The organism is Pseudomonas sp. Z003-0.4C(8344-21) (assembly GCF_900104975.1).
In the GTDB taxonomy this organism is placed as follows: domain Bacteria; phylum Pseudomonadota; class Gammaproteobacteria; order Pseudomonadales; family Pseudomonadaceae; genus Aquipseudomonas; species Aquipseudomonas granadensis.
This window is the reverse complement of record NZ_LT629756.1, coordinates 1,545,658-1,563,241: the sequence shown is the minus strand read 5'-3', so window position 1 is coordinate 1,563,241 and position 17,584 is coordinate 1,545,658. Positions and strand designations below refer to the sequence as shown.

The 17,584-nt window shown below is 58.3% G+C and carries 14 protein-coding genes; 12 read left to right on the top strand and 2 right to left on the bottom strand.

All coding sequences use genetic code 11. The annotated features are described in order from the left end of the window. The first annotated feature begins 180 nt into the window (after positions 1-180). Complete coding sequence (glpD, locus tag BLU24_RS07280) at positions 181-1,716, top strand: glycerol-3-phosphate dehydrogenase (RefSeq protein WP_093098754.1); 1,536 nt, start codon at positions 181-183, stop codon at positions 1,714-1,716. Between the two features lie 275 nt (positions 1,717-1,991). On the opposite strand, the gene BLU24_RS07275 is transcribed toward glpD, so the two are convergent. Continuing rightward, positions 1,992-2,879: a LysR family transcriptional regulator gene (locus BLU24_RS07275; protein ID WP_093106501.1), complete on the bottom strand. Its 888-nt coding sequence runs from the start codon at positions 2,877-2,879 to the stop codon at positions 1,992-1,994. A gap of 105 nt (positions 2,880-2,984) precedes the next feature. Between BLU24_RS07275 and BLU24_RS07270 the strand changes: the two genes are divergently transcribed. The 9 genes from BLU24_RS07270 to BLU24_RS07230 all read left to right on the top strand — a co-directional run bounded on the left by BLU24_RS07270 (position 2,985) and on the right by BLU24_RS07230 (position 12,004). Next, positions 2,985-4,337 carry an MFS transporter gene (locus BLU24_RS07270; protein WP_093098751.1) on the top strand — a complete coding sequence of 451 codons (1,353 nt, stop codon included), beginning with the start codon at positions 2,985-2,987 and terminating at the stop codon, positions 4,335-4,337. Continuing rightward, complete coding sequence (locus BLU24_RS07265; protein ID WP_093098748.1) at positions 4,334-4,738, top strand: DUF4440 domain-containing protein; 405 nt, start codon at positions 4,334-4,336, stop codon at positions 4,736-4,738. The genes BLU24_RS07270 and BLU24_RS07265 overlap by 4 nt, the downstream gene beginning before the upstream one ends. 278 nt (positions 4,739-5,016) lie before the next feature. Then, positions 5,017-5,943 (top strand): glutamate/aspartate ABC transporter substrate-binding protein, encoded by a 927-nt coding sequence (locus BLU24_RS07260; protein ID WP_093098745.1) that lies wholly within the window; start codon positions 5,017-5,019, stop codon positions 5,941-5,943. Positions 5,944-6,136: 193 nt separating this feature from the next. Continuing rightward, positions 6,137-6,883 carry an amino acid ABC transporter permease gene (locus BLU24_RS07255; protein WP_090285893.1) on the top strand — a complete coding sequence of 249 codons (747 nt, stop codon included), beginning with the start codon at positions 6,137-6,139 and terminating at the stop codon, positions 6,881-6,883. Next, positions 6,883-7,554: an amino acid ABC transporter permease gene (locus BLU24_RS07250; RefSeq protein ID WP_090285895.1), complete on the top strand. Its 672-nt coding sequence runs from the start codon at positions 6,883-6,885 to the stop codon at positions 7,552-7,554. The genes BLU24_RS07255 and BLU24_RS07250 overlap by 1 nt, the downstream gene beginning before the upstream one ends. Continuing rightward, complete coding sequence (locus BLU24_RS07245; RefSeq protein ID WP_007916729.1) at positions 7,551-8,285, top strand: amino acid ABC transporter ATP-binding protein; 735 nt, start codon at positions 7,551-7,553, stop codon at positions 8,283-8,285. The genes BLU24_RS07250 and BLU24_RS07245 overlap by 4 nt, the downstream gene beginning before the upstream one ends. A 157-nt stretch (positions 8,286-8,442) precedes the next feature. Continuing rightward, positions 8,443-10,344 carry a sensor histidine kinase gene (locus BLU24_RS07240; protein ID WP_093098742.1) on the top strand — a complete coding sequence of 634 codons (1,902 nt, stop codon included), beginning with the start codon at positions 8,443-8,445 and terminating at the stop codon, positions 10,342-10,344. Between the two features lie 44 nt (positions 10,345-10,388). Next, positions 10,389-11,666, top strand: coding sequence for a sigma-54-dependent transcriptional regulator (locus tag BLU24_RS07235; protein ID WP_231988045.1), 1,278 nt, complete (start codon positions 10,389-10,391; stop codon positions 11,664-11,666). Positions 11,667-11,674: 8 nt separating this feature from the next. Next, complete coding sequence (locus BLU24_RS07230; RefSeq protein WP_172833320.1) at positions 11,675-12,004, top strand: GlpM family protein; 330 nt, start codon at positions 11,675-11,677, stop codon at positions 12,002-12,004. 205 nt (positions 12,005-12,209) lie between these two features. Here the strand turns inward: BLU24_RS07230 and BLU24_RS07225 are convergent, their stop codons facing one another. After that, on the bottom strand, positions 12,210-13,244 hold the full coding sequence (locus tag BLU24_RS07225) for an alpha/beta fold hydrolase (protein ID WP_093098736.1): 1,035 nt from the start codon (positions 13,242-13,244) through the stop codon (positions 12,210-12,212). A 218-nt stretch (positions 13,245-13,462) separates the two neighbouring features. Between BLU24_RS07225 and metR the strand changes: the two genes are divergently transcribed. Together metR and BLU24_RS07215 are read left to right on the top strand one after the other, a co-directional pair. Beyond that, positions 13,463-14,380: a transcriptional regulator MetR gene (gene metR / locus BLU24_RS07220; protein WP_090285902.1), complete on the top strand. Its 918-nt coding sequence runs from the start codon at positions 13,463-13,465 to the stop codon at positions 14,378-14,380. A gap of 297 nt (positions 14,381-14,677) precedes the next feature. Continuing rightward, on the top strand, positions 14,678-17,578 hold the full coding sequence (locus BLU24_RS07215) for a hypothetical protein (protein ID WP_093098733.1): 2,901 nt from the start codon (positions 14,678-14,680) through the stop codon (positions 17,576-17,578). Positions 17,579-17,584 lie beyond the last annotated feature (6 nt).

The window sequence follows — 17,584 nt, the reverse complement described above, 5'->3', positions numbered from 1 at the left end:
CACCTCTTCTGCGCCTTCTCGCGCATCTCATGTTCGATAATTTTCCTTTCCCCGCCCTTCGATGAGTTTTTTCAATCGAAGGCGACTGGCTGTGCGCGTCTTTATGGGCTACCATTTTCGCAAATGAACATTTATGTTCGATTTCAAATATAGAAAATCAAAAAAGCCCGAGGCCAGCCAATGTCCACCTCTACCTTGCGAACGCCCCCTGTCTCCGAGATCTACGATATCGCCGTCATTGGTGGCGGGATCAATGGCGTCGGGATCGCTGCGGATGCCGCCGGTCGCGGGCTCTCGGTGTTCCTTTGCGAAAAAGATGACTTGGCCAGCCACACCTCGTCGGCCAGCAGCAAGCTGATCCATGGTGGCTTGCGCTATCTCGAACACTACGAATTCCGTCTGGTGCGTGAAGCATTGGCCGAGCGCGAAGTACTGCTGGCCAAGGCGCCGCACATCGTCAAACCGATGCGCTTCGTGTTGCCGCACCGCCCGCACCTGCGCCCGGCGTGGATGATCCGTGCTGGCCTGTTCCTGTATGACAACCTCGGCAAGCGCGAAAAACTGCCAGGCTCGAAAAGCCTGAAGTTCGGCGCCGACAGCGCGCTGAAAAGCGAGATCAAGAAAGGCTTCGAGTATTCCGATTGCTGGGTCGACGACGCCCGCCTCGTAGTGCTTAACGCTATGGCCGCCCGAGAAAAAGGTGCCCACGTGCACACCCAGACCCGTTGCGTCAGCGCGCGCCGGGCCAAAGGCTTGTGGCATCTGCACCTGGAACGCGCTGACGGCAGCCTGTTTTCGATCACGGCCAAAGCTCTGGTCAACGCAGCAGGCCCGTGGGTCGCCAAGTTCATCCGCGACGATCTGAAGATGGAGTCGCCGTACGGCATCCGTCTGATTCAGGGCAGCCACATCATCGTGCCGAAGCTGTACGAAGGCGAGCATGCGCACATTCTGCAAAACGAAGATCAGCGCATCGTCTTCACCATTCCGTACCTGAACCACTTCACGCTGATCGGCACCACCGACCGCGAATACACCGGCGACCCGACGAAAGTGGCGATCACCGAAGTCGAAACCGACTATCTGCTGAAAGTGGTCAACGAACACTTCAAGAAGCAGCTCAGCCGCGACGACATCCAGCACAGCTACTCGGGCGTACGTCCGTTGTGCAACGACGAATCGGATAACCCATCGGCCGTGACCCGCGACTACACGCTGGCGCTGTCCGGCAACGCGCAGGAAGCACCGTTGCTGTCGGTGTTCGGCGGCAAGCTGACCACCTACCGCAAACTCGCCGAGTCGGCGATGGCGCAACTGATGCCGTTCTTTACCCAGATGCGCCCTAGCTGGACCGCCACGGCGACCCTGCCCGGCGGCGAAGACATGACCACCCCGCAGGCACTCAGCGCACTGATCCGTGACAAGTTCGACTTCGTCCCGACGGAAATCGCCCGTCGCTGGTCGGTGACCTACGGCAGCCGCACCTGGCGCATGCTCGAAGGCGTAGAAAGCCTGGCCGACATGGGCGAACACATCGGCGGCGGTCTCTACACCCGCGAAGTCGATTATCTGTGCAGCGAAGAGTGGGCGACCACGGCGCACGACATTCTGTGGCGGCGCACCAAGCTCGGGTTGTTCACTACGGCGGACGAGCAGCAGAAGCTGGCGACGTATCTGGGCAAGGTTGAGCAGAACCGCAAGATCGAAGCGGCGTGATGTGAGCAACGCTTGAACGAAAGCCCCTGAATTGAGAGATTCAGGGGCTTTTTTGTTTTGTGGGCTCTGCAAAATTTGATTGGGTCAGTTAGATCCTCTTCCCCCTCACCCCAGCCCTCTCCCCCAGGGGATAGAGGGGGAAGGGAGCCGATCTTCATGAGGTTCAAATTCTGAGTTCGACTCGGTATGCCAGATTAGTGCATCTCGCCCAGTCGCCAGGATCAGTCCCCTCTCCCTCCGGGAGAGGGCTAGGGTGAGGGGCTTTCAGGTCGGCATCACCGAGACAGGTGAAGCAACAGAAAATCAATGAACGCCCGTGACTTGTGCGGCAGGTGCGCTGTGTTGGGAAACACTACATTGATCGACTGTGATGGCAGCGAATAGCCAGGCAGCAGACGCACCAGACGCCCGGCGACAATATCGTCTTCGACCATCCATGCCGGCAGTATTGAAGCACCCAGCGATGACAAGGTCATCGAGCGGATCGCTGTAGAGGAATTCGACTCGAAGTGACTGGTACCGTTGACCTCCACGCTTCGCCCTTGCCCGTCGCGCAACGTCCACTGCGTCGGCGCCTGAAGATTGCTGTTGGCGATCCACGGCAGGTGATTCAGGTCTTGCGGCTCTGCTACTGGATGGCGGGCGAGAAACGCCTCGGTGGCCACCAGGACGATTTCGTAGTCCGCCAACTTGCGACACTTGAACGCCGAGTCCGCCAGATTACCCAGACGTACCACCAGATCGAGTTTTTCTGCGACCAGGTCATTCAACGAAGAATTAAAGTTGTAGCACAGGCGAATCTCCGGATAGTTCTCGGAAAACAACGGTATCAACGGCAGGATAAACTTCTCGCCATACTCGCTGGTTGAACTAATCCGCAACTTGCCCGACACCCGATTATTACCCTTCAATACATTGTCAAAGGCATTGTCGATATCCGCGACAATAGCCTTGAACTTTTCATAAAAGTCCTGCCCTATCTCCGTCAGGGCTATGTTGCGGGTATTACGTATCAGCAACGTCGCCGACAGGACTTCCTCAAGTGCCTTGACATGCAGGCTGGCCATGGCTTTACTGATGCCGAGGTAATTCGCGGCCTTGGTATAAGAACCAAAATCGACCACCGCGAGAAACGTCTGAACCCGATTAAGGTGAGAGTGCATGAAGCGATGGCTCACTGTTAAATCCTGCCAAACATTGTTTTAAGCATAGTCGTATCGACACTTCAAGTCCATCGCCCCTATCCTGCGCGGCAAAGAGGATGCGCAATGAACTATCGCTACAAGATCGCGCTGATCTTTCTGATCGGCTTCTTTATTGACTGTATAAACATATTTATGTCGGCGGTAGCCCTGCCAAGTATATCGGCAACTTTACACGTCAGTACTTCATCGGTGGCATGGGTCGCCAATGCTTATATTCTTGGTCTGACCCTGATTATTCCAGTCAGCACCTGGCTGGCCGGACGTTTTGGCAGCCGCGGGATTCTCACGGCGTCGATGCTGGTGTTCACAGGTTCGGTGTGGATGTGTGGGCTGTCTGACAGCTTCCACGAACTGGTTGCCTGGCGTTTCCTGCAAGGGATAGGCGGCGGGTTGTTGATTCCGGTCGGGCAGGCTTTGACCTTCAATTTGTTTCAGGGTGAAGAGCGGGCAAAAATCTCCACACTGGTGATGGCCGTCGCACTGATCGCCCCGGCCATCTCACCGACTGTTGGCGGCATTATTGTCGACAGCAGTTCCTGGCGCTGGGTGTTCTACAGCAACATTCCGTTCTCGCTGATCGCCGCCGGGCTGTCGTGGTTCTGGATCAAGGAAAGCAAACCGACCAGCCTGCCCCGCCCGGACATCAAAGGCCTGTTGCTGGTCAGCGCCGCACTCGCCAGCCTGCTGCTGGGCATGTCGTTGTACGGCGGCGATTACCCGTCGTTGGTCGCGCTGATCTGCGTCACGGCCGGCCTGATGTTCATCGCGCTGTACCTGCTGCACTACCGCCGCTGCCGCCATGCGATCATTGAATTGAGCCTGCTCAAAAGCAAAAAGCTCAGCAGCTCGATCCTCATCTATTACGCGATTCCCGGTGTGTTCACCGGGGTCAATCTGATGAGCATTTTCTTCCTGCAGGACACCCTGCATTTCAGCGCCCGCCTGACCGGCATGTTCATGATTGTCTATGCCATCGGCGCGTTCATCGCCATGACGATTTGCGGCCGTGTCTACAACCGCGTCGGGGCCAAGCGTCTGTTCACCTTAGGGATGATGCTGCACAGCGCCGGTATCGCTACGCTGATACTGGTCAACGACCCGACGGACCTGTGGGTGATTTTCATCGCTTACAGCTTGATGGGCGTTGGCGGCGGCATCGGTGCCAGCACTGCACAAACCACCTCGCTGATGGACTTTGCCGGCGGTGATACGCACAAGGCCAGCGTGATCTGGAACATCAACCGGCAGATGTCGTTCAGCCTCGGTGCCGCGTTGTTTCTGATGATTTTCAACGTCCTGCTCAAGCAGTTCGAAATCACCGCTGCCTATCACGCCACCTTCGCGATGGCGGCACTGATCGGGCTGTTCCCGCTTTTTCAGATGAGCCAATTGAACCCTTCAAAGGAAAACCCATGACGCATGAGCTGACTGAACTGGCCAAACACAGTATTCACCACGTTCACGACCTGATACATCGTGTGTTCACCGATACCGACGGAACCGGCGAAGCGAGCATAGAGCCGTTGCTGCACGCGTTTGCAGATGACTTCAGCATGGTCGGGGTTTCGGCAATTCCTTTGAACCGCTGTGAAGTCGAGCAATTGTTCAGAGGTGCCGTGGGGGTACGTCCGGGACTTGAGATCGGCATCAGCGATTTGCACACTGTCTGGCAGGAGGATGAGACGCTGGCGCTGAGCTATGTGGAAACCCATCGGCTGCATGGCATTGAACATTCGCGGCTGTCGGTGGCGATCCTGCGCGCATCTTTACAAGGCGTGAAGTGGGTGTATTTGCATGAAACACCCCTTGCGGGATAAACGCTTGACGAGTCCGTACGCCATGTTCGGTTTTCCGAACGAGACTTTATAGTCAATTCGGTAAACCGGATCAGCCATTCACAAAAATACCATCACAAAAGTTTAATAATGTTACAAAACAATAACTTAGCCATCGTCGCCTGCTCTGGCACGACTCATGCTCTACACTCTCTCGACGAATGCCCGCTGAGCCAACACTTCAGGAGCCGTCAGGCATTCGAAGCACAAAAGGGCCGACAAACTGGCTCCATAAAAAAAACAATGTCGAGGAAAATTTGATGCGCATCGTTCCCCATATCCTGGGCGCAGCCATTGCTGCCGCTCTGATCAGCACGCCAGTTTTCGCCGCCGAACTCACCGGCACCCTGAAGAAAATCAACGATTCCGGTACCGTCACGCTCGCTCACCGCGACAGCTCCATCCCGTTTTCCTACATCGCGGATGCCTCCGGCAAACCAGTGGGCTACTCCCACGACATTCAGATGGCGATCGTTGAAGCCCTGAAAAAAGACCTGAACAAGCCAGACCTGCAAGTCAAGTACAACCTGGTAACCTCGCAAACCCGTATCCCGCTGATCCAGAACGGCACCGCGGATATCGAGTGTGGTTCCACCACCAACAACACCGAACGCGCCCAGCAGGTCGACTTCACCGTCAACATCTTCGAAATCGGCACCCGTCTGCTGGTCAAGAAAGACAAGGAAGGCAAGCCGTCCTATAACGACTTCGCCGATCTCAAAGGCAAAAACGTCGTGACCACCGCTGGCACCACGTCCGAGCGCATCATCAAAGCGATGAACGCCGACAAGCAGATGGGCATGAACATCATCTCCGCCAAAGACCACGGCGAATCCTTCAACATGCTCGAAAGCGGCCGCGCCGTTGCCTTCATGATGGACGACGCCCTGCTGGCCGGTGAAGAAGCCAAGGCCAAGAAGCCGACTGACTGGGTCATCACCGGCACGCCGCAGTCCTTCGAAGCCTATGCCTGCATGGTTCGCAAAGGCGATGCGCCGTTCAAGAAAGCCGTCGATGACGCCATTGTCGGCCTGTACAAGTCTGGCGAGATCAACAAGATCTACAGCAAGTGGTTCGAAAGCCCGATCCCGCCAAAAGGCCTGAACCTGAACTTCCCGATGAGCGACAAGGTGAAGGATCTGATCGCCAACCCGAGCGACAAGCCTGCGCCTGACGTGAAAATCTGATTCCTGACTAACCTTATCGTCTGAGGGAGCGACCCTCCCTCAGACGTCTGTTACTGCCTGCTGGCTTTGCTGTGGAACACTCGACCTGGCGGTTTTCGAGCCGATCGCGTGTGTCCGGCGTTCCTCGTCGGACGGGAAAGGAACTTCCCCAAGCGGGTGCTTGTACATCGATCGATTTCGAGGGGAGACCCTAATGAATTACAACTGGGACTGGGGCGTGTTCTTCAAGTCCACCGGCGTTGGCAGCGAGACTTATCTCGACTGGTACATCGCCGGTCTGGGCTGGACCATTGGCATCGCTGTCGTGGCGTGGATCATCGCCTTGCTGCTGGGCTCCATTCTGGGGGTCATGCGCACTGTGCCAAACCGCATCGTAGCGGGCATCGCGACCTGCTACGTGGAACTGTTTCGCAACGTGCCGCTGCTGGTTCAGCTGTTCATCTGGTACTTCCTGGTGCCCGACCTGCTGCCGCAGAACCTGCAGGACTGGTACAAGCAAGACCTCAACCCGACCACCTCGGCTTACCTGAGCGTTGTCGTGTGCCTGGGTCTGTTCACCGCTGCCCGTGTCTGCGAGCAGGTGCGCACCGGTATCCAGGCGCTGCCACGCGGCCAGGAAGCCGCCGCCCGCGCGATGGGCTTCAAGCTGCCGCAGATCTACTGGAACGTGCTGCTGCCGCAGGCTTACCGGATCATCATTCCGCCGCTCACCTCGGAATTCCTCAACGTCTTCAAGAACTCCTCCGTGGCGTCCCTGATCGGCTTGATGGAACTGCTGGCGCAAACCAAACAGACCGCCGAGTTTTCCGCCAACCTGTTTGAAGCCTTCACCCTGGCCACGCTGATCTACTTCACCCTGAACATGAGCCTGATGTTGCTGATGCGCATGGTCGAGAAGAAAGTCGCAGTGCCCGGCCTGATCTCCGTGGGGGGTAAATAATGGACTTCGATTTCAGCGGCATCATCCCCGCGATCCCGGGCCTGTGGAACGGCATGGTCATGACCTTGCAGTTGATGGTCATGGGCGTGATCGGCGGCATCGTGCTCGGAACGATCCTGGCGCTGATGCGCCTGTCGTCGAGCAGACTGCTGTCGAATATTGCCGGCGCATACGTCAATTATTTCCGCTCGATCCCGCTGCTGCTGGTGATCACCTGGTTCTACCTGGCGGTGCCGTTCGTGCTGCGCTGGATCACCGGCGAAGACACGCCGATCGGTGCATTCACCTCGTGCGTCGTGGCGTTCATGATGTTCGAAGCGGCGTATTTCTGTGAAATCGTCCGGGCCGGTGTGCAGTCGATTCCCAAAGGTCAGATGGCTGCCGCGCAAGCGATGGGCATGACCTACGGCCAGACCATGCGCCTGATCATCCTGCCCCAGGCGTTCCGCAAGATGACGCCGTTGCTGCTGCAACAGAGCATCATCCTGTTCCAGGACACCTCGCTGGTCTACACCGTGGGCCTGGTCGACTTCCTCAACTCCGCGCGCTCGAACGGCGACATCATCGGCCGTTCCAACGAGTTCCTGATCTTCGCCGGTGTCGTCTACTTCATCATCAGCTTTTCCGCCTCGCTGCTGGTCAAGCGTCTGCAAAAAAGGTTCGCCGTATGATCTCTATCAAGAACATCAACAAGTGGTATGGGGACTTCCAGGTGCTGACTGATTGCAGCACCGAGGTCAAGAAAGGCGAAGTGATCGTGGTCTGCGGCCCGTCGGGCTCGGGCAAATCGACGCTGATCAAGTGCGTCAACGCGCTGGAGCCGTTCCAGAAAGGCGACATCGTCGTCGACGGCACCTCGATTGCCGACCCGAAGACCAACCTGCCGAAACTGCGTTCGCGCGTGGGCATGGTGTTCCAGCATTTCGAATTGTTCCCGCACCTGACCATCACCGAAAACCTGACCATCGCCCAGATCAAGGTGTTGGGCCGGAGCAAGGAAGAGGCGACCAAAAAAGGTCTGCAACTGCTTGAGCGCGTCGGTCTGTCGGCGCATGCCCACAAGCATCCAGGGCAATTGTCCGGCGGTCAGCAACAGCGTGTGGCAATCGCCCGCGCGCTGGCGATGGACCCGATCGTCATGCTGTTCGACGAACCGACCTCGGCGCTCGACCCGGAAATGGTCAACGAAGTGCTCGACGTGATGGTGCAACTGGCCCACGAAGGCATGACCATGATGTGCGTGACCCACGAAATGGGCTTCGCCCGTAAAGTGGCCGACCGCGTGATCTTCATGGACGCCGGCAAGATCATCGAAGACTGCCCGAAAGAGGAGTTCTTCGGCGACATCAGCGCCCGCTCCGAACGCGCGCAGCACTTCCTCGAGAAAATCCTGCAGCATTGAGTAAACACCGCTATCCCTGTGGGAGCGGGCTCGCCCGCGATGGGGTCGTGTCAGTCGCTACTGCTGTGACTGACAGACCGCTATCGCTGGCAAGCCAGCTCCCACAGGGACGGTGACAGCTTTCAGTAAGTGTGGTGGTTGACCCAAGGCAACTGTGATGAAATGCGACCCCAATCTTTATCGCGCAGCGCCGCCATCACTTGCCGTGAAGCCCCGTCTGATTCGTCATTTGTTCCTGCCGCCGCTGGTCATCGCCTTGATGATCGGTCTGGGTTTCATCGGCTTCTGGACGAGTGAGCATTTCGGCATCCGCAGCCTCGGCGAAAATGGCCAGCGTCAGCTGGAACTGCATGCCCGCGCAGTCGAAAGCGAGATCAGCAAATACACCTACCTGCCCAGCCTGCTGGAACTCGAAACCAGTGTTTCTCAGCTGCTGGCCGACCCGACCCCGGAAACCCGGCGCACGGTCAACGATTACCTTGAAGGCTTGAACCGGCGCAGCCGCAGTCGGGCCATCTACGTCATGGACACCACCGGCCGGGTCATGGCCACCAGCAACTGGCGCGATGTCGACAGCTACCTCGGCGAGGACCTGTCCTTTCGCGCCTACTTTCAGAAAGCCGTTCGCGGCGAGCCGGGGCGCTTCTACGGCATCGGCAGCACCAGCGGCGAGCCCGGGTATTACCTCGCCCACGGCCTCGAAGAGCACGGCAAGATCATCGGTGTCGCGGTGGTCAAGGTGCGCCTGGAAGCCATGGAAGAGCGCTGGCAGCGTGCGCGTCTGGAAGCGTTTGTCAGCGACGAGAACGGCATCATCATTCTCTCCAGCGATCCGGCACGGCGCCTCAAGTCGGTGATCCCGCTGAGCGACGAGGTCAAAGAGAAGCTGGCGCGCAGCCTGCAGTATTACTGGTTCCCGCTCAATGAACTGCAACCGCTGGCCCGCGAAACGCTGGACGAAGGCGTGGAAAAACTCACCTTCCCGGCCAACAGCGAAGTGCAGTCCGACGAAGACGACATCAGTTACCTGGCGCAGACCCGGCCCCTGAGCGACACGCCGTGGAATTTCACCCTGCTCACCCCGTTGCAGGACTTGCGCCGCGAAGCGATCAATCAAGGCATTCTGGTTGCCGTCGCGTTCGCCTTCCTCGCCTTCCTGCTGATCGCCTGGAACGAGCGGCGCAAAGTCATCGCCACCCGCCTCGCCGCCCGTGAAGCCCTGCAGGAAGCCAACAATCAACTCGAGCGTCGGATTACCGAACGCACCACTGACCTGCGCGCCAGCAACGAACGGTTGAAGAGCCAAATCCGCGAACGCCGTCAGGCCGAAGAGACTTTGCGCCGCGCCCAGGATGAACTGGTGCAGGCCGGCAAACTCGCCGCCATCGGCCAGATGTCGACCAGCATCGCTCACGAACTGAACCAGCCGCTGGCGGCGATGCGCACGCTATCCGGCAATACTGTGCGCTTCCTTGAGCGTGGGCAACTGGACGTCGCCAGCACCAACCTCAAGACCATCAATGACTTGATCGATCGCATGGGCCGCATCACCGCCAGCCTGCGCTCGTTCGCCCGGCGCGGCGACAACCACGGCCAGGCCAGCCTCGGCAAAGCCGTCGAGGCGGCGCTGCAATTGCTCGGCGCACGCCTGGAAAATTCAACGCTGCAGATTCATCGGCAATTCAGCGATGTGCAGTTGCACATTGACCAGACCCGTCTGGAGCAGATTCTGGTCAACCTGATCGGCAACGCCCTCGACGCCATGCACGCGCAAGCGCAACCCGAGTTGTGGCTGGAAGGCGAAGAATTCGACGGCAAGTATCGCCTGCGCGTGCGCGACAACGGCCACGGCATAGACGCCGAAGCGCGCAAGCATCTGTTCGAACCGTTTTTCACCACCAAGCCCGGCGCGCAAGGTCTGGGCCTGGGCCTGACGCTTTCCGCCAGCCTCGCGGCCGCCACCGGCGGGCATCTGGGTGTCGAACACCCGGCCAGCGGTGGCACCACTTTTGTCCTCAGTTTACCGTTGGTAAGCCCTACACCTGCCGAGCCCATATGAATAACGATCTCAGTGTGCTGATCGTCGAAGACGACCCCCATGTGCTGCTCGGCTGCCAACAGGCGCTGACCCTGGAAGACATCCCCTGCATCGGCGTCGGCAGTGCCGAAGAAGCGCTGGAGCAGGTCGGCGACAACTTTGCCGGCATCGTCATCAGCGACATTCGCCTGCCGGGCATCGATGGCCTGGAACTGCTGACCCGCCTCAAGGCCCGTGATCGCAGCCTGCCGGTGGTGCTGATCACCGGCCATGGCGACATTTCCATGGCGGTTGGCGCGATGCAAAAAGGCGCCTATGACTTCATGGAAAAACCCTTTTCGCCGGAGCGGTTGGTCGATGTCGCGCGGCGTGCGCTGGAACAACGCAGCCTCGCCCGCGAAGTGTCGTCGCTGCGCCGGCAACTGGCCGAACGCGATTCCCTTGAGGGACGGATCATCGGCCGTTCGCCCGCCATGCAGAACCTGCGCGAACTGATCGCCAACGTCGCCGACACCTCGGCCAACGTGCTGATCGAGGGCGAGACCGGCACCGGCAAGGAACTGGTCGCACGCTGCCTGCACGATTTCAGCCGCCGCCACAGCAAACAGTTCGTCGCGCTGAACTGCGGCGGCCTGCCGGAAAACCTCTTTGAAAGCGAGATCTTCGGCCACGAGGCCAACGCCTTTACCGGTGCGGGCAAGCGCCGCATCGGCAAGATCGAACACGCCGACGGCGGCACGCTGTTCCTCGACGAAGTGGAAAGCATGCCGCTGCCGTTGCAAATCAAGCTGCTGCGCGTGTTGCAGGAACGCACCCTCGAACGCCTCGGCTCAAACCAGAGCGTGGCGGTGGATTGCCGGGTCATTGCGGCGACCAAATCCGACCTCGACGCCTCGAGCAAGGCCGGCGAGTTTCGCAGCGACTTGTACTACCGCCTCAACGTCGTGACCCTGGAACTGCCGCCGCTGCGCGAACGCCGCGAAGACATCCTGCAACTGTTCGAACACTTCACCCAGCAATCGGCGCTGCGCTTCGACCGCGCCTTGCCGGAGCTGGACAACCAGACGCTGTCGAACCTGATGAGCCACGACTGGCCGGGCAACGTGCGCGAACTGCGCAACGTCGCCGAACGATTCGCCCTCGGCTTGCCGGCGTTCAAGAAATCCGGCGCCAGCAGCGGTCAGGGTCTGGCGTTTGCCGAAGCGGTGGAAGCGTTCGAACGCAACCTGCTCAGCGACGCCCTGCAACGCAGCGGCGGCAACCTGACCCAGGCGAGCCTGGAGCTGGGCATGGCCAAGACCACGCTGTTCGACAAAGTGAAGAAATACGGGCTGAGCCACTGATGGACCTGATTCTCAAAGCCGCGATCGGCGCCGCTGTGGTGCTAATCCTCGCGGCGCTGTCGAAAACCAAAAACTATTACATCGCTGGATTGGTGCCGCTGTTCCCGACCTTTGCGCTGATTGCGCATTACATCGTTGGCAAAGGGCGCTCGGTTGAGGATCTGAAAACCACCATCGTGTTCGGGATGTGGTCGATCATTCCTTACTTCGTTTATCTGGCGACGTTGTATGTGATGGTGGACCGGATGCGGCTGGAGGCTTCGCTGGCTGTGGCGGCGGTGGCGTGGTTGATGGCGGCGACGGTGCTGGTGAGCGTTTGGGTGCGGCTGCACAGCTAAGATCAAAAGCCCCTCTCCCCAACCCTCTCCCAAAGGGAGAGGGGGCCGACCGCAGGGTTCTTGAGGGTTTCGTCGAGCTGAAAAACCGAGTCGATTGTGGATTCGGTAAAGCATTTCCAGGTCGATGCAACTTTCGAATATCCCCCAATCAGTCCCCTCTCCCTCCGGGAGAGGGCTAGGGTGAGGGGCTCTTGATCTTCGCCACCTAAAGCACATCCCCACCCGCCACCGGCTCAACCCGCGCCCAATGCGACGTATCCTCACGATGGGCCTGCAAATAAGGCAGCACCGCCGCCAGCAACGGCTCCTTGAACGCCTCCTGAAACCGATGCGCCAGCCCCGGAATCAACTTCAACTGACTGCCCTGAATGTGCGCCGCCAGATGCACGCCATGCATCACCGGCAGCAGCGGATCCGCCGTGCCATGCACCACCAGCGTCGGCACGCGCAACTGGTTGAGCAGGGCCACCCGGCTCGGTTCGGCGAGGATCGCCATGATCTGGCGTTTCACACCCTCGGGGTTGAACGCTCGGTCATAGGAGGCCGCAGCCTGTTGCAGCAGGGCCTGACGATCATCGGTAACGTTGGGGCTGCCCAGCGCCGCGAGCAGATCCGCTTGTTGCTCCAGCGCCGCCTGACGATTGGGTGCGCCGCGGCGCGACAGCAACTGCACCAGCGCCGCACTCGGCGCCGGCAACCCTTCGGCGCCGGAAGTGCTCATGATCAAGGTCAGGCTCTCGACGCGCTGCGGCGCCATCGCCGCCATGTGCTGGGCGATCATCCCGCCCATGCTCGCGCCGAGCACATGGAATTGCTCGACCTTCAACGCGGTCATCAAACCCAGCGCGTCGTCGGCCATGTCGGTCAGGCTGTACGGCGCCGAAACCGGCAAACCGAGTTTGTAGCGCAGCACTTCAAAGGTCAGGTTGGCTTCAATCGGCGCCTGACGCCAGGTCGACAGACCGACATCGCGATTGTCATAGCGAATCACCCGAAAGCCTTGCTGACACAATGCGAGAACCACCTCATCCGGCCAGTGGATCAACTGCCCGCCCAGGCCCATCACCAGCAACAGCGCCGGGTCCGAGGCACGGCCAATGCTCTGATAGGCGATGCTCACCTGCGCCAGATCGGCCCGCTCGGTCGGCACATTGACATCGCAACGCCCTGCCGCCGCCGCTGAAGCGCCGAATAAAAGCGCGGCCAACATGGCCGCGACAAAAAGAAAATGCTTACCCATGAAAAACACCGAAACGCACAACCCCAGTAAGCCGCGAGTCTGATGATGTTTGTTCAAGCGCGCTGCCACAGTTCGATGACAGTTTGATGAAGAGTGCCGAGTGGTCGCTGGCGTGCCTTGGGCCGATTTACCGGACGGGTCAGTCGACAGCTTTCTCTGCATGAGACAAACTCAATGCGTTCCCCGCTGATCACAAATTTTCTTCATGGAGATTCTCGGTGCTTGAAATCCGTCACCTGAAAACCCTGCATGCCCTGCGCGATGCCGACAGCCTCGTCGATGCTGCCGATCGCCTGCACCTGACACAGTCGGCGTTATCGCATCAGTTCAAGGAACTCGAAGAGCGCCTGGGCATGGCGCTGTTTGTGCGCAAGACCAAACCGGTGCGTTTCACCAGCGCCGGTTTGCGCCTGCTGCAACTGGCCGATGCGACCTTGCCGCTGCTGCGCGCAGCCGAGCGCGACATCGGCCGTCTGGCCGGTGGCACTGCCGGGCGCCTGCACATGGCGATCGAATGCCACAGTTGCTTTCAGTGGTTGATGCCAACCATCGACCAGTTCCGTGACGCCTGGCCTGAGGTTGAACTCGACCTCGCTTCGGGCTTCTCCTTCGCGCCGCTGCCGGCACTGGCCCGTGGCGATCTGGATCTGGTGGTGACGTCGGACCCGCTGGACATTGCCGGCATCACCTACGTGCCGCTGTTCACCTACGAAGCCATGCTCGCGGTGGCCAATCAGCATGCGCTGGCGAGCAAGCCGTACATCGTCCCGGAAGACTTGCTCAGCGAAACCCTGATCACCTATCCGGTGGAGCGTGACCGCCTCGATATCTTCACGCGTTTTCTCGAACCGGCCGATATCGAACCGGCGCAGGTGCGCACCTCGGAGCTGACGGTGATGATGATGCAACTCGTCGCCAGCGGTCGTGGTGTCTGCGGCATGCCGCACTGGGCTCTGCATGAATACAGCTCGCGCGGGTATGTGAAGGGCAAGCGGCTTGGCGAGAAAGGCCTGTTTGCGACGCTGTATGCGGCGATTCGCACCGACATGCTTGATGCGCCGTACATGCGCGACTTTTTGCTGACCGCTAAAGACACTTCGTTTTCGACGCTTGATGGGGTCAGTGCGGTTCGGTGACCCGGTGTGACTTCTGGTCGGAGCCCGTTAGCCACGGGCTTGAAGGAAAAATGCGACCCGGATTACAGCAGTTTAACCCGCTACCGAGTCAACCCGCATCTGATGCTCTCCATCATCCGGCGGTCATTGATCTGAACCGATGTCCAAATAACGACAAATCGGCACTTCGCCGTTCGTCGGAAGTGATGTTCACCCTGTCAAGTCTGACAGTAGGCAGGACCCGCTCCGCAGCGCCCAATAGGGACAAGCCAATATCTTGAATATTGAGCGCCCGAACCTGCTGCGGAGCCATCGGATATGAACGATCTTTCGACCAATACCAATAACGCCACGCAAACGCTGATCTTTTCTACCGATGCCAATCAGGCACGAGTGTTGACGGACTATCCTCCGCTCATTCCCGGATACAAGTCTTTGCCCGAGTATGTCTCGGGGGTCAACCGCAACATGGTCAACAGTGACCGGCGCGGCTTGCTGGGCTACATACTTCCGTACCTGGGCATGGAGAGTTCCGATCAATACAGAGTGTATCTGGGTTCACGCCCCACCCTGGTTGCCGGGCCGTTTCCGATAGGCAATTACCTCAATCAACTGGTGCCGTTCCATATCCCGTTAGCGCATCTTGAGCAGATGTACGCCACGCCCGTGCCGATTCCTGGCGCGCTTGAACTGGTCTACAGCATTCAGCGCATCAGTGAGAACGAGCGAACCTTCCCACCCTTGTCTCTTCTCTACAAACCCTTCGGACCGGGGGAGCTCGATACCCGCCACGACCTGCCGAACAACCAGGGCCTGGCTCTGCCTGTTCCTACCGAAACGGAGATTGACAAGACTGTCCTTGAAAACGGTATGTTCGTTACTGTGCCCCAATACCTCTACCAAGCCATTGGTGACAAGGTTTATCTGGCGATAGGGCCACTAGTACTGACCCATAAAGTAAAGGTTTTGGGTGATGTGCTGTTCGCACTTGAGCCCGATTTTCTGAAGGATTTGCCTCATATCGACAGGGTGGCGATCAGTTACGAAATCGTAGACCTGGTGGAAAACAGTAGCGGCTGGTCATCTGCCGTGTCCCTTCCGTTGAAACCGACGACGGTATTGCTGCCGGCGCCGGTGATCAATGAGTCGGATGGAGACAATCTGGACCATGGCTCACTGGAGGAGGGGGAACCAGCCAATGTGTTGCTCACCGGTCAGTTCAAACCGGGTGACATTGTCAGCCTCACGGTAGTCCTGTTCACTGCTGTTGGGGATCGCCTGGAACGGATCATCAAAAAAGAGGTAACCACCACTGTGCGATCACTGAAGATCCCACTGGAGAATGAATTCATTCAGAACGGTATTCGTGGATCCATGGCGCTCAACTACACCAAGCTGAGCGGCAGCGTGACGCAAGATTCAAAGTTCACCAAAGTCACCATCAGCGGCACAGCCCTGCCCGCACCCGCGCCAACGATCGAAGAACAGAAAGGCAGCGAACTGCCTGCCGATACCCCGACGGCCCATGTGCACATCCCCACCTACTGGCCGCTGCTCGAGGGGGCAACCGTGTGCCTGTACTGGGAAGTCATAGGGTCAAATGGTGTCGAGCATGCCTATGCCTTCCGTCAGATCATCAATGACATAGCGCAGCCTGTCATCTTCAGGGTAACCAGCGAATTCATCGACCGGTTCGAGAGCAGTCCGCTGACTGTGCTCTACAAAATCGAAAATCCCGGTACCACCGTTGTACAGTCCGCGTCACTGGTGATCAGCATCGGGGCCGCCGCTCAGCTCCCGGCGCCGGTTCTGGTGCAAGCACTGCCCGGTAATCGCGTGCAGCCACTGGACACGCGTAACGTCGCAACTGTGCGGGTCACCGATCCGGCCATGAGTTCGCGCAAAACCTATACCCTCTCCGTTAGAGGACGCGCGGGTTTCGGCAGTCCGGTGATCCCTTCGCAGCCCGGCAACAATAGTGGCGAGCTGCTTTTCAATCTGCCGTTGACGGCGATCCCGGCCAATATGGGCAACCATTTCAAATTGAGTTGTGTGAAAACCGAAACCGACAAACCTGACCAGCCTTCAGGTGTCAGCCGCTACGAAGTCTTGCCGGTCACCAGCCCGGAAACCAACTTGCCTCGCATGAGAATCGAGGAGGCCACCGACCAGGTACTTGATCTCAACGCATTTAGCGGCGACGCGCACTGGTCCTTGTCACCGTATCTGTTTCAGGCCATTGGCACGCGTATGCGCGTAGCCCTCAGTGGCAACGACTCAGAGCATGTGATCATGCTCTTCGACGCCGCGGTCAATGCCACCCATGAGCGGGAAGGCTTGAAGGGTACGATCAACAGGGAGGAATTGAAAAAATATAAAGACGGAACGCAAGTGTTCGGCTTGTCAGTCGCCAACTACAGTGATCAGGGCGGCGTGGATACTTTTTTTCCAATGCATGAGTTGACGATCAAAACGCAAATGCTGGCCAGACCGGCTATCACACAATTAATAGATAATCAGGGCGCCATTACCGGATCTGTCCGCAATGGCGGGACGTGTGACGACACTACACCTACCCTGGTAGGCACGGCCACGCCTGAGAGTCTGGTTAAGGTATTTGATGGCGCAACAAATGTCGGGACAACTCACGCTGACGTCCACGGTATATGGCGACTGGATGTTAATGCCGGTTTGGGTAGCCATTCTTTTACTGTCACTACAGAAGCAGGTCAGCTCGTTTCAGATCCCTGGAAGCTGACGGTGCAAGCCGACTTGAACTTCTTCACAAGTCTTACTGACGGCAGCTTCAACGGGTGGAATCTAGGACCCGCAGCAAGTTCAAGTCGGTGGATCGGCTCCTACCCTAATCTTCTCTTCTATATCGACACCCCGCATCACATCGATAACTCGGGAGTCATCCTCTATCGGAATTTTTCGCTGGTTGTCGGCGTTCAATATGAATTTTCATGCCATATCTTCAATTCCGCGACAAAGAATCCTGATCACCCTGATTTTGATCCAAAAATAAGCCTCCATGTCGACAATATGCTCAGCACCCCCATAATCAATGTTCCGCAACACTCCGGATGGAGGCTGTTTCGAGGTACCTTCACGGCGACTTTACCTTCGGCAACCTTCTATATCCAAAATTTCGAGACACATTCAATCGGCAACGACTTTTATACACAGGCCATTAGCGTAAAACAGATATCAAATTAAATTTGA